Origin of the sequence: Cellulomonas aerilata (assembly GCF_007991755.1) — a bacterium.
GTDB classification, from domain to species: Bacteria; Actinomycetota; Actinomycetes; order Actinomycetales; family Cellulomonadaceae; genus Pengzhenrongella; species Pengzhenrongella aerilata.
Genome location: NZ_BJYY01000015.1, coordinates 176,333 through 189,053, shown reverse-complemented (window position 1 = coordinate 189,053; position 12,721 = coordinate 176,333). Strand labels below are relative to the sequence as shown.

The following is a 12,721-nucleotide window of genomic DNA, read 5'->3' as shown; positions in this document are numbered from 1 at the left end:
GGACGCGTCCCGAAACACCACGCAGAGCACCCGGCGCCGCAGCCCGCCAGGGCCGCCGTGACGCTCGTCAGGCGCCAGGCGCCGGCGGTCCGGTCAGTACAGCGCGCTGGCGAGCGCCCGACGTGCCGGGCCGACGCGCGGGTCGTCCGACCCGACCACCTCGAACAGGTCCACCAGTCGCACACGGATCCGCTCGCGATCGTCGCCGGCGGTCCGGCGGACGAGGTCGACCAGGCGGTCGAAGGCGTCCTGCACGTCACCGCCGAGCACGTCGAGGTCGGCGACCAGGAGCTGCGCGTCGACGTCCTGAGGATCGCGGGCGGCGGCCTCCCGCGCTGCGACGAGGTCGGCGCCCTGCGTGCGCTCGAGCAGACCGACCTGGGCGAGCCCCGCCCGCGCCATGGCGTCGCGGGGGTTCTCGCGCAGTGCCCGGCTGTACGCGTCGATCGCACCGGCCAGGTCACCCCGGTCGATGGCGTCGTACGCCTCCTGGTGCAGCGGCGGCAGCGGCGGCTCCTCGGCGACGGCCGGCTCCGCCTCCTCCGGCGACCCGTCGCCGCGCGGCGCGGTACCGGTCACGCCGTTCGCCGCGGCCGCGGCGAGCAGCTGGTCGAGCACCGCGGCGACCTGCTCGGCCGGGTACGCACCCTCGAACAGCGGCACGGGCTGGCCCGCGAGCACTGCCACGACCGACGGCACGGACTGCAGCTGGAAGGCCGCGGCGACCTGCCGGTTGGTGTCGACGTCGATGCGGGCGAGCTGGAAGCGCCCGGCGTACCGCGCGGCCAGGCCACCGAGGTCAGCCGCGAGGTCGATGCTCGCCGGGCTTCGGCCGGACCACAGCAGCACGACGACCGGGTACTGCGTCGAGCTCTGGACCAGCTCGGGGAACGTCGCCTCGGTGATGTCGACGGTGTACGGCCCGGCGGGCGGCGGGCCACCCGCCTCGCCGGCGGGCGCGGCCGGGCGGGCGAGTGCGGACAGGTCCACCGCTCCGCGCACGTCGAGGCGGGGCTGGGCGTTCATGGGCTGGCTCATCGGATGGATTCCCCTTGCAAGGCCGGCTCAGGAGCCGGAGGCGGACGTGAAGAAGTGCTCGGCGCCGAGGACCCGGACGGGAGTGCCCGCCCCGGCCGGCGGCACGTAGAAGACGACGACGTCGGTGTAGGTGAAGGCGAGGTTGTTGCGCAGGACGGCACCCGCCGGGAGCGCGCCTCCCGACACCGCCGCGAGCTCCGGCGGCACGGCGAGCGACGAGCCGGTCACCGCCAGGGTCGACGAGGTCGTCATCCCCGCCACCACAAGGGCTCCCCCGTCGGCGGTGGCGTGGGCGAAGAGCTGGTCGGGGACCGGCGCGTACGTCTCGGTGAACGTCCCCGTGCCCTCGGCCACCACGCCCTGGTAGCGCGCGCGCCCCGCCTCGATCTGCTGCCGGTAGGGGTCGGGCGCCGCGAAGCCGGCGGCGAAGGCCGACGCGTCCCCGTTGCTCAGGACGTCCGCGTACTGCGCGACGACGTCGGTCGGCGTCGCCACGAGCCCGGGCTCGTCCGCCGCCAGCGGCGCGCTGCCCACCGCGGGCGTCGCCGTCGGCGGCATCTGGGCGCCGGGAAGCAGCCGCGCCCAGCCCCAGAGGGTGTACGCCGCACGCGGTGTGTCCTGACGCAGCACCAGCAGCCGCGGGCTGGTGAGGTCGTCCGGCTGCTCGGTCACGACGATCTGGGTCCGCGGCCACTGCGTCGTGCTCGGGACGACGAGGGTCTGCGCCGCGACCGGCACGGCGGTGACCGGTCGGGCACCGCCCGTCGCGGACGCGACCGCGTACTCCGCGGTCCGGACGGCCAGAGCCGGACCGGACAGCCTCCTCGGGAGGTCCGCGGCCGACAGGGCGGCGTCACCGGCCGTGAGCACCGCGCCGACGTCCTGCAGGATGCGGTCGGTCTGCTCGATGGTGGTGACGGGCGGCGGCACGGCCGGGGCGGCCGCCGGGACCGGCACCGGCAGCTCGGGTGAGCAGCCGGTCAGACCGAGCGCGGCCACGAGCGCCAGGGCGACGCCGGTCGCCCGCGTGGTCCTGACCCGGCGCACGGGGCGCATCACCGGTCCTCCTCCTTGTCGGCCGCACGGCGGACGTCGTCATCGGTCCCGGTCCCGCTCTCCCCTGCGGCAGGGGGTGTGGTCCCGGGGAAGCCCCAGGCTCGGCGCCAGGCGTCGGCGCGCGACACGCCGGTGGCGGACGGCGTCGCGGCAGGGACGTCCGGGACGTCCCGGACGGCAGCGTCGGGACGGGCCGCCGTCGGGGTGGTGCCCGGCGTGGTGGTGCCCGGCGTGGTGGTGCCCGGCGTGGTGGTGCCCGGCGTGGTGGCCGGACGCGAGCTCGGTCCGGCGGGAGCGGGCCGCGGCCCCGCGGTGGGTGCCGCGCTGCCGGTCGGCGTCGGCGCGGAGCCGGCGCTCGAGGCAGGGGCACGTGGCGCGCCGGTCGGCGTCGTGACCGCCCGACCGGGACCGGCGGGTCGCGCCGGGGCGCCGGGAACGGTCCGGGCAGCGCCCACCGCCGGACCGTCCGGTGCTCGGCCGGTCGCCGCCGGGGCACCCGAGGTCGCGGTCGTCGCCGACGCGCCCGGTGCGGGGGTCGCCTCCGGCGTGCCGACCGGGACCGCCGCCGGGCCCGCGGCCGCGGGCCGGTCCGGGGCGCCGGAGGCCACCGCCGCCTCGGTGACGGGTGCTGCGGCGTCGGGGTCCCGGTCGCCCGCGACTCCCATGGCGGTCGAGCCCCCCGCGTGCGGCACCGTGACCGTCGGGTTCTCACCGGTCGCCCGGGAGCGCAGCCGGGACGCCACCGAGGGTGCGGTGCGCGCGGCAGCCGCTGCTGCCGCTGCCGCCGCCGCGGCCTCGCGCATCTCCCGCCGGGAGAGCACGACCGTCGGCGAGTCGTCGGGCCGGCCGCCCGGTCCCACGACCGGGGTGGCGCCGGTGACGACCGGGTGCCAGCCGGCGCGCGGGTCCCGCGCGGTGCGCCACGACCGCAGGGCGAGCAGGAGGGCCACCACCACGAGGACGGCGCCGCCGAGCACGCCGGGCAGGAGCCACGGCGTCGTGACGGTCCGCGGCCACGACAGCTCCACCGCCGGCGGGGCGGCACCGTCCCCGGTGCTCGCGACGAGGACCGTCCAGCGGCCCTCCTGCGGCGTCCACGTCAGCTCGGCCGCCCCCTCGCCGGTCGCCTGGACGACCCAGAGGTCGCTGCCGTCCGGGTCCGGCCCGGGCGCCGTCGGCGCTCCCTCCACGGGGGCGGTGCCGTCGGCCGGTGCGGTCGGCGTCGCGGGCACGTCGTCGGTGGTGAGCGAGTGCCAGTCGGACAGCCCCGTCACGACCGTGTGCGCGTCGGCGCCGACCCACCCCTCGACGTCGGTGTCCCGCCCGACCGCGACGACCACCTTGGCCGCGCCCTCGGCCGAGGCGCGCACGGTCACCGGCGCGTCCTCGAGCTCGAGCACGCCGGGCGCGGTGGTGACCAGCGTCGTGCCGTCGGCCGCGACGGCGTCGGCGGTGAGCGTGTCGTCGCCCCGCCAGGCGGTCGCCGAGGCGATGCCCAGGGCGATCGCAGCCAGGCCGAGCACGCCCAGCACAGCGGCGATGAGTCGTTGCAGCACGCACGAACCCTTCCGAAAGGTGACGACTCAGGATAGGTGCGCACCCGGCACCGGGCCGAACGGCGTCAGCAGGCAGCCGTCGGGCCGGGCTCACCACGGTGCACCGGCGGGCTGCCCGATACCCTGGGGACCTCTGACCTGTTCGCCGGCCCGCGCCGCATGCCCGGCCACAGCGGTCCGGCGTCGAACACCGGCCCGCAGCCCGGGCCCCTGCCTGGAGGTCCCCGTGCCCGACGAGCGTCCGTCCTTCCCCGTGGTGAGCTTCCGCGGGTACGACCGGGGTCCGGTCGACGCCCGTGTGCAGCAGCTCGAGCAGGCGCTCAGCGACGCGCGCGCCCAGGTCGAGGCGCTGGACGCCCGGGTGATGCAGCACGCGGGTGAGCTCTCCGAGGCGCAGCGGCTGCTCCGCGAGGCCGAGCGGCCGACGTACTCGGGCCTCGGGTCGCGCGTCGAGCAGCTGCTGCGGTCGGCCGAGGAGCAGTCCTCCGACGTCGTCGCCCGCGCGAACGCGCAGGCGACGGACGCCCTGGCGCGCGCCCGGCTCGCCGCCGAGCAGCTGCGCGCCCGGGCCGAGCACGAGGCGGCGGAGATGATCGCCACCGCGCGCCGGGAGGCGGAGGAGGTGCGCTCCACCGCCGTGGCGGAGGCGAACGGGACGCTCTCCGACGCCCAGCGGCGCGCCGAGGAGCTCGTCGGCTCCGCGGAGCGCGAGGGCACCCGGATCCTCAGCGCCACCACCACGGAGGAGGCCGAGCGGCGGACCGGCCTGGAGCGGGAGCTCGGCTCGATCCGGGCGACGGTGGAGCGCGAGCTCACCGAGCTGCGCGTGACGGCCGAGCACGAGGTCGCCGACCTCCGCGGCACCGCGCACGCCGAGATCACCGTGTGGCGCGAGGAGGCCGAGCGCGACGCGCAGGACCTGCGCACCAGCGCCGACGTCGACACCACGACGCTCCGCCACCACGTCCAGGTCGAGGTCGCCGAGCTGCGCAGCGGCGCCGAGCGGTACGCCGCCGAGGTGCGTTCCGCCGCCGACGTGGAGACCGCCGCACTGCGCGAGCGGGTCGAGGCCGAGGTGGCTCAGGCCCGGGCGCAGGGGCTGGCGCACGTCGACGCCGTCCGGACCGCCGCCGAGCGGGAGGCCACCACCCTGCGGCAGCAGGCGGCGGCGGAGGCCGCCGCGCTGCGCAGCGAGGCCGAGCAGTACGCGTCGAACCTCCGTGCCGTCGCCGAGCGCGAGACCAGCGAGCTGCGCGCCACCGTCGAGCGGGAGCTGGGCCACCGCCGGGCGACCGCCGAGCGCGAGCTGGCGGAGCTGACCGACCTGACGGCACGCGAGGCCGGCGAGCAGCGCGAGGCGGCGGCCCGCGAGTCGGCCGAGCTGCGTGACGGGGCGCGGCTGGAGTCGCAGCAGGTGCGCACCGACGCCCAGCGCGCCGCCGCCGAGACGGTCGCCGCGGCCCGGGCAGAGGCCGACGCCCTGCTCGAGCAGGCGCGCCGGTCGCTGGCGGACGCCCAGGTCGACATCGCGGCACGGCGGGAGGCGGCCGAGCGGGCCGACGCGGAGCGGCACGAGGCGGCCCGCGCGGAGACGGCACGGCTCGTCGACGACGCCGAGTCCCACGCCGCGGACGCCGAGCAGCGCGTCGTGCAGGCCCTGGAGCACGCCGAGCGGGTCCGCCGGGACGCGGACGCGCACGCCAGGGAGCTGCTCACCGGGGCACGGCTCACCGCCGACGGGCTCGTCGCGGAGGCGCGCGAGCACGCCGACCGCATGGTCGGCGACGCGCTGACGGAGTCCGAGCGCGAGCGCACCACCGCCCAGCGGCAGGTCGAGGACCTGGGCCGCCAGCGCGAGTCGATCACGTCCTACCTCGACGAGCTGCGCACCCTGCTCGCCGCCGACCCGGTGCCGAGCCTGGCCACCCTGGAGCGCGCCGGCCAGGTGCGGCCGCGGGTCGTGCCGCCGCCGACCGCGGACGCGTTCCCGGCTCCTGCCCCCGGATCGAACCCGGGTCACGGCGACGTCGTCACGGTCCGCGAGGGCGAGTTCCCCGACGAGCCGCTGGATGTGACGGACGCGAGCGGCGACGTCGCCGACGCGCACGCGGTGCCCGACGACAGCCCCGCCGACGACGTCGCCCCCGGCCTGGCCCGGTCGGACGACGCCGGGCGCGAGGCGGCGGACGGGTGGAGCGACGAGCGGGCGGGCACCCCGACGGACGCCCCGACCGGCGAGCAGCCGGCCACCACCGGTCCGGACGCCGACGGCCGATGAGCACGCCCGGCGAGCGGCCCGGTGGCGCCGCGGACGACGCCTCGTGGCAGAGCCGTCGGCGTGAGGCCGCGGCCCTGCATGCCGAGGCCCTGGAACGGCAGCAGCGCGCCGAGACGCAGCAGGCTCGTGCTCTCGTCGCCGACTTCGTCCGCGAGGTGACCGCCCGCGGCGTCGCCCCCGAGCCGCTCGCGGCACGCAGCTACGACGGGCGCTGGCGCTACCGGACGCCGCTGCGTGGCTGGTACCTGCGGCGCAACCAGAGCGTGGCGATCGGCACGGACGGCGAGTTCTACGTGCTGACCGCCCCGGGGAGCCTGCGGGCACGGCTGACCGGCGTGACACCGGCACCGAGCGATCCGCCGCTGATCCTGGGCAAGGGTGGCCGGGACGGCGAGTCGATCGACCTGGCCGACGCCCTGGCCCGCGTGCTCGCCGGCGGCGACTGAGCGGTCGCGCGCCGGACCTCGTGGAAGGGGTAGCGCCACCGCCGCCGGCGGCCCGGGCCCCGGACCGTCAGGCGGCCGTCCCCCGGTCGACCCGCTCGAGCAGGCGCTGCAGCGCCCCGGCGACCGTGCCGGGGTCCTCGATGACGGCCAGGTGGCCGGCACCCGGGACGACGACGAGCTCCGCGTCGGGCAGGACGTCCATCATGTGCTCGGCGGTGGGCACCGGGGTGATCCGGTCCTGGTCCCCGACGACCACCACGGCCGGGGCCCGGAACCCGGCCAGCACCCGGGTGCGGTCCGGGCGGGCGCCCATGGCGCGCTGCGACCACGCGACGCCGCTCGGGCGCTGGTCGCCGATCCAGGCGAGGACCTGCTCGACCAGCTCGGGGCGCGTGTCGATGCTCACCGGGCTCAGCTGCATCGCCGGCGTCCCGGCCAGCTCGGTGAGGTCCCCGGACGCGAGCACGGCGTCGGCGACGCGCAGGCGGTTCGCCCGGCCGGGGTCGTCGTCCGGGGTGGACCGGGTGTCCACGAGCGCGAGCCCGGCGACCAGGTCCGGGTGCCGCTCGACGAGCGCCATCGCGACGTAGCCGCCCATCGACAGGCCGGCCACCACCACGCGGTCGAGCCCGGCGGCCCGCACGGTCGCCGCGACGGCGTCCGCCGAGGTCTCCAGCGACGGCTCCGGACCGGCCCCGAGCGCGTGCGCGACGGCCTCCCCGTCCGGGGACCGTCCCAGGCCCGGGGGGTCGACGGCGATCACGGTGCGGCCGACGGGCAGGTGCCGCACCACGTCGACCCACACGCGGGCGTCGATCGGGAAGCCCGGGAGCAGGACGAGCGGCGTGCCGTCGCCCCGGGCCAGGGTGTGCGCGGCGAGGGGGCCGTCGGTGGTCACGTGGCGCACCGTCAGCGGGTCTGGTCGTCGTCGGTGGCGAGCCGGCTGGGGCCCGACCAGGTGGTGGGCAGCGGCACCGGGTGGCCGGGGACGACGTGCGCGACGATCTCGTCCAGCACGCGCCGGACGGCAGCCTCCCCCACCCACAGGTGCTTGGCGCCGTCGACCCCGATGACCTCGGCCTGGTGCACGCGCGCGAAGCGCTCGCGGGCGGCGTCGGGACGCAGGTAGTCGTCGAGCTCGGGGACCAGGACGACGAGCGGACGGCCGAAGGCGTCCCAGGCGTCGAGGTCGGCGTCGGTGGCCCGGTGCAGCGGCGGGGACAGCAGGATCGCGCCCTCGACGGCCGGGTCGTGGCCGTGCATGAGCGCGAGCTCGGTGCCGAACGACCAGCCCACCAGCCACGGCCGCGGCAGGTCACGGAACTCGACGAGCTCGATCGCGGCATGCACGTCGAACCGCTCGCCCTGACCGCCGTCGAAGGCGCCCTCGCTCGTGCCGCGCGGCGAGCTCGTGCCGCGGGTGTTGAACCGCAGCACGGCGACGTCGGCGAGCGCCGGCAGCCGCCAGGCGGCCTTGCGCAGCACGTGCGAGTCCATGTACCCGCCGTGCGTCGGCAGCGGGTGCAGCGTGACCAGGGTGGCCACCGGGTCCCGGTCGAGCGGCAGCGAGAGCTCCCCGACGAGCGTCAGGCCGTCCGCGGTGTGCAGCTCGACGTCCTCACGCCGCGCGGGCAGGACGCTCAGGGAGCGGATCTCGGCGGCGTCCGTCGGGGCGGCGTCGGGCGTCTGGGTGCTCATCGTGCGCGAGCCTAACGACGACCGGGCGATGGCGCGGTGCGGGGCCCGACGTGTGGCGTCAGCGGGGACGACGACGGGCGCGCGCGTCCCAGCAGGCGTGGTGCCAGTGCCGGCGGTCGGCCACCGCCGACTCGGGCCCGAACAGGCCGTCGTCGGCCCAGGCCACCACGTGGGCGGTACCCGGCGGGACCAGCTGCTGGCACCCGGGGCACCGGTAGGACTTCGCCGAGCCGACGACCCGCTGGACGGTCCACGTGCCGTCCGGTCCGGACTCGCTGCGCCGGCCCCCGGTCGCCCGCTGGACGTCGAGCTCGGGGTGCTCCTGACCCCACGGGCGGCGACTCGACCTCCGGCTGCTCGGCATGGGGTCATCCTCCCCCGGGCGTGCGACGGGTCGCGCGCCCGGGGGCGGGAGCCCGCTGTCAGGACAGCTGTGCCGCCCGCTCCACCGGGGGCAGGGTCCCGGTGGTGGCCAGCTCGCGGTACCAGTACGCCGAGTCCTTCCAGATCCGCTCGAGCGTCCCGTAGTCGATCCGGACGATGCCGAACCGGCGGTCGTAGCCGTAGCCCCACTCGAAGTTGTCCATGAGGGACCACACGAAGTACCCGCGGACGTCCACCCCGGCGTCGCGCGCCTGGCCGACGGCGTCGATGTGGTCGTGCAGGTAGGACACGCGCCGCTCGTCGTGGACGCGCCCGTCCGGGCTGACCTCGTCGTCGAAGGCGGCGCCGTTCTCGGTGATCATCAGCGGCTGGTCCGGGTAGGCCGCGTGCACGGACTGCAGCAGCTCGAGCATCCCGGACGGCTCGATGTTCCAGCCCATCGCGGTGTACGGCCCGGGCTGCTGGACGAACTCCACGTCGGTCACGCCGATCCACGGGCTGGCCGACGACGCCCCGTGACCGTCGTTCTCCGCGCGCTCCCCCGTGCCGTCGTAGTGCCGCACCCGCACGGTGGAGTAGTAGTTGACGCCGAGCACGTCCAGCGGGACGCGGGTCAGCTCCAGGTCGCCGTCCTGGACGAACCCCCAGTCGGTCACGTGCGCGGTGTCCGCGAGCAGGTCGGCGGGGTACTCCCCGTCCAGGATCGGGCCGAGGAACGCGCGGTTGGCGAGCGCGTCGATCCTGCGGACCGAGTCGCGGTCGGCCGCCGACTGCGGGTCGTCCGGGCGGATCACGTGCAGGTTGAGCGTGATGGACAGCCGCGCGTCGTCGCCCAGCACGCCGCGGATCGCCCGTCCGGCCAGGCCGTGGGCCAGGTTGAGGTGGTGGACGGCCGCCAGTGCGGTGGCCGGCTCGGTCCGTCCGGGCGCGTGCACGCCGGAGCCGTAGCCCAGGTACGCCGAGCACCACGGCTCGTTGAGCGTGGTCCACACGGTGATGCGGTCCCCCAGCTCGCGGGCCATGCGCTCGGCGTACTCGGCGAACCGGTACGCGGTCTCGCGGTTGCCCCAGCCCCCGGCGTCCTCGAGCTCCTGCGGGAGGTCCCAGTGGTACAGCGTGACGACCGGTGCGATCCCCGCCTCGACCAGCGCGTCGACCAGACCCGAGTAGAAGGCGATGCCCTCCGGGTTGAACTCGCCCGAGCCGCCCGGCTGCACGCGCGACCACGAGATCGAGAACCGGTACGCCTGCAGGCCCAGGTCCTTCATCATCGCGACGTCCTCGCGGACGCGGTGGTAGTGGTCCGCGGCGACGTCGCCGGTGTCGCCGTTGAGGGTCCTGCCCGGTGTGTGGCTGAACGTGTCCCAGATCGACGGCCCGCGGCCGCCCTCGGTCGCACCTCCCTCGATCTGGTAGGACGCCGTGGCCGACCCCCACAGGAAGTCGGCGGGGAACGTGCGGGGGCTGCTCATCGGTACGGGATCCTTCGCGTCGGCGGGAACGGAGGGTCCGGGCGGCGGGGGCCCCCGGACCGGTCCCACCGTAGGGCCCGACCCCGGACGCCGGTCCGGTGCGCGCGCCGACACCCGCTCGCTACGGTGGGCCGACACACCGGCTGCGGCGCCTGCCGAGCCTCCCGGGGACCGGACGAGGCGCCCGCCTGCCGGCCGCCCGACGACGGAAGGCACCGGCGTGATCCCCTGGACCGACCGCCCCACCCACCTGCACTGGCTGGAGGCGCACGCGCGCGGGCTCCTCGAGTTCGGACGCGGCACCGTGCCGGACGAGTCCGGCGGGCGGTGGCTCGCCGACGACGGGTCGGTGGACGCCTCCCAGCCCGTCTTCACCTGGCTCACCGGGCGCAGCGCCCACGTCTTCGCGCTCGGGGCCCTGCTCGGCGTGCCGGGCACGAGGCCGCCGGCCCAGCGGGCGATCACCGCCCTGCGCACCCGCCTGCACGACGACGACCACGGCGGCTGGTACGCCTCCGTGGGCCCCGACGGCACGCCGGACACGACGAAGAGCGCGTACGCGCACGCCTTCGTCGTGCTGGCGGCCTCGACCGGGACGGTGGCCGCGCTCGACGGCGCGCCCGAGCTGCTGGCCGACGCGCTGGCCGTGCTGTCCGAGCGGTTCTGGGAGCCCGACGCCGGGATGCACGCCGACGAGTGGGACGGCGCCTGGACCCGCAAGGACCCCTACCGCGGGGTCAACGCCAACATGCACTCCGTCGAGGCGCTGCTCGCGGCCACCGACGCCACCGGGGACCCGCGGTGGGCGCACCGCGCGGCCACCATCGCCGGGCGGGTCGTGCGGTGGGCGCGCGACGGCGACTGGCGGATCCCGGAGCACTTCGACGCCGCCTGGGCGCCGCAGCCCGAGCTGAACCGCGACCGCCCCGACGACCAGTTCAAGCCCTACGGCGCGACGCCGGGGCACGGGCTGGAGTGGTCGCGCCTGCTGCTGCAGGTCGATGCGACGCTCGCCGGTGCGGCTCCCGACGCGACAGCGGGCACGACCGCGGGCGGCGGCACCGGGACGGACGCCGCGCCGGGCGACCCTGACCTCGTCGCTGCCGCGGCGGCGCTGTACGACCGCGCGGTGCGGGACGGCTGGGCCGCCGACGGCGAGCCCGGCTTCGTCTACACGACCGACTGGGACGGCACCCCGGTGGTGCGCACCCGCATGCACTGGGTCACCGCCGAGGCCATCGGTGCCGCGGCCGCGCTGCACCAGGCGACCGGGGACCACGGCTACGCCGAGGACTACGAGCGCTGGTGGGACTACGCGGCCGAGCACCTCCTGGACCACGTGAACGGCTCCTGGCACCACGAGCTCGACCCGTCGAACAGCCCCACCGCGACGGTGTGGGCCGGCAAGCCGGACCTCTACCACGCCTTCCAGGCGGCGCTGCTGCCGGCCCTCCCGCTGTCGCCCGGCCTGGCGGTCGCCGTGCGGGACGGTCTGCGGGCCGTCAGGCGCTGAGCGGGACCACCCACTCCCCGGCGCGCAAGACCCCGAGCGGGGCCAGGGCGCCGTCGGTGACGACGACGTCGGCGCGGCGCCCGGCCTCCAGGGCACCGAGGTCCGGCCGGCCGAGCACCCGTGCGGGCGTCCGGCTCGCCGCGCGCACCGCCGCCGCGAGCGGCACGCCGGCACGGACCGCGGACGCCACGACGTCGAGCAGGTGCCCGGTCCCCCCGGCGATCGCGTCGCCGTCGGCGAGCCGGGCGACGCCGGCCGCGACCCGCACCCGCATGGGCCCGAGGTCGTAGGTGCCGTCCGGCATGCCGGCGGCGGCCATCGCGTCGGTAACCAGGGCGATCGCGTCCGGGCCGACGAGGTCGAACACCGCGGCGACGGTCCCGCCGTCCAGGTGCGTGCCGTCGGCGATCAGCTCCACGACGAGCTCCCCGCGCGCCGCGGCGGCCAGGCACGCCGCGACCGGCCCCGGGTCACGGTGGTGCAGCGGCCGCATGCCGTTGAACAGGTGGGTGGCGGTCGGTCGGGCGGACCGGGCGCCCGGACGGGCCAGCGCCGCGCGGGCGACGCGGACGGCGTCGTCCACCACGGGCGCGGACGCGTCGGTGTGACCGATCGACGGGACCGCACCCGCTGCCGCGAGGGCCTCGATCACGCCGCCCGCGCCCGCGACACCGGCGATCTCCGGGGCGACGGTCATCGTGACCAGGTGCCCGCGGGCCGCGTCCGCGACGGCGCGGACGAGGTCCGGGTCGCCGGCGAGCATGTCGCCCGGGTTCTGCGCCCCGCAGCGGGCCGGCGACAGGAACGGGCCCTCCAGGTGGATGCCGGCCAGCTCACCGGCGTCGGCGAGGCCCGCGAGCACCGCGGTCCGGGACAGCAGGGTGTCGCGGTCGGCGGTGACCAGGGAGGCGACCAAGGAGGTGGTCCCGTGCGCCAGGTGCTCGGCGATCGCACGGCGGGCGTCGTCGGCCGTGGCCGCGTCGGGGAACGACGCGCCGCCTCCGCCGTGGTTGTGCAGGTCCACCAGCCCCGGCAGCAGGGTCGTGCCCGGCGGCGGGACGGGCGCCGCGCGGACCGCCGCCGCCAGAGCCGGCGGAGCCGTGGCCGTCTCGACCGGCCCGACCCAGGTCAGCCGGTCACCCTCGACGACGACCGCGCCGTCGGGCAGCACGCCGTCGGGCGTCACCACGCGCCCACGCAGGACGAGGGTGGCCGGGGAGACCGAGGGGGTCGGGGGGGTGGTCATGCGCCCATCATGGCCGCTGGGCGGACGTCGCCCG

General features: G+C 77.2%; 11 protein-coding genes. 3 read left to right on the top strand and 8 right to left on the bottom strand.

Features of this window, described 5'->3' with window-relative positions:
- Positions 1–93: 93 nt before the first annotated feature.
- The 3 genes from CAE01nite_RS12730 to CAE01nite_RS12720 are packed head-to-tail and all read right to left on the bottom strand — an operon-like array spanning position 94 to position 3,650.
- Complete coding sequence (locus CAE01nite_RS12730; RefSeq protein ID WP_146905061.1) at positions 94–1,038, bottom strand: tetratricopeptide repeat protein; 945 nt, start codon at positions 1,036–1,038, stop codon at positions 94–96.
- A gap of 27 nt (positions 1,039–1,065) precedes the next feature.
- Positions 1,066–2,094 (bottom strand): DUF8094 domain-containing protein, encoded by a 1,029-nt coding sequence (locus tag CAE01nite_RS12725; RefSeq protein ID WP_146905125.1) that lies wholly within the window; start codon positions 2,092–2,094, stop codon positions 1,066–1,068.
- Positions 2,094–3,650: a hypothetical protein gene (locus tag CAE01nite_RS12720; protein ID WP_146905058.1), complete on the bottom strand. Its 1,557-nt coding sequence runs from the start codon at positions 3,648–3,650 to the stop codon at positions 2,094–2,096. Before CAE01nite_RS12720 ends, CAE01nite_RS12725 begins: the two co-directional genes overlap by 1 nt.
- Positions 3,651–3,876: 226 nt before the next feature.
- Here CAE01nite_RS12720 and CAE01nite_RS12715 point away from each other — a divergent pair, with 226 nt between their 5' ends.
- Positions 3,877–5,928: a coiled-coil domain-containing protein gene (locus tag CAE01nite_RS12715; RefSeq protein WP_146905055.1), complete on the top strand. Its 2,052-nt coding sequence runs from the start codon at positions 3,877–3,879 to the stop codon at positions 5,926–5,928.
- Positions 5,925–6,374, top strand: a complete 450-nt coding sequence (locus tag CAE01nite_RS12710) for a hypothetical protein (protein ID WP_146905052.1) — start codon at positions 5,925–5,927, stop codon at positions 6,372–6,374. Before CAE01nite_RS12715 ends, CAE01nite_RS12710 begins: the two co-directional genes overlap by 4 nt.
- Positions 6,375–6,441: 67 nt before the next feature.
- Here CAE01nite_RS12710 and CAE01nite_RS12705 read toward each other — a convergent pair whose 3' ends face one another.
- The 4 genes from CAE01nite_RS12705 to CAE01nite_RS12690 are packed head-to-tail and all read right to left on the bottom strand — an operon-like array spanning position 6,442 to position 9,928.
- On the bottom strand, positions 6,442–7,272 hold the full coding sequence (locus CAE01nite_RS12705) for an alpha/beta fold hydrolase (RefSeq protein ID WP_146905050.1): 831 nt from the start codon (positions 7,270–7,272) through the stop codon (positions 6,442–6,444).
- 11 nt (positions 7,273–7,283) lie between these two features.
- Positions 7,284–8,072 carry an alpha/beta hydrolase gene (locus CAE01nite_RS12700; RefSeq protein ID WP_146905047.1) on the bottom strand — a complete coding sequence of 263 codons (789 nt, stop codon included), beginning with the start codon at positions 8,070–8,072 and terminating at the stop codon, positions 7,284–7,286.
- 58 nt (positions 8,073–8,130) lie between these two features.
- Entirely contained in the window at positions 8,131–8,436 is a 306-nt protein-coding gene (locus CAE01nite_RS12695) for an Rv1322 family protein (protein WP_146905044.1), read from the bottom strand.
- Positions 8,437–8,494: 58 nt separating this feature from the next.
- Positions 8,495–9,928, bottom strand: a complete 1,434-nt coding sequence (locus tag CAE01nite_RS12690; RefSeq protein WP_146905041.1) for a GH1 family beta-glucosidase — start codon at positions 9,926–9,928, stop codon at positions 8,495–8,497.
- Positions 9,929–10,148: 220 nt separating this feature from the next.
- Here CAE01nite_RS12690 and CAE01nite_RS12685 point away from each other — a divergent pair, with 220 nt between their 5' ends.
- Complete coding sequence (locus tag CAE01nite_RS12685; protein WP_146905037.1) at positions 10,149–11,441, top strand: AGE family epimerase/isomerase; 1,293 nt, start codon at positions 10,149–10,151, stop codon at positions 11,439–11,441.
- Here CAE01nite_RS12685 and CAE01nite_RS12680 read toward each other — a convergent pair.
- Positions 11,431–12,687 (bottom strand): N-acetylglucosamine-6-phosphate deacetylase, encoded by a 1,257-nt coding sequence (locus CAE01nite_RS12680; protein ID WP_146905034.1) that lies wholly within the window; start codon positions 12,685–12,687, stop codon positions 11,431–11,433. The two genes, CAE01nite_RS12685 and CAE01nite_RS12680, sit on opposite strands and share 11 nt — an antisense overlap.
- Between the last annotated feature and the right edge of the window lie 34 nt (positions 12,688–12,721).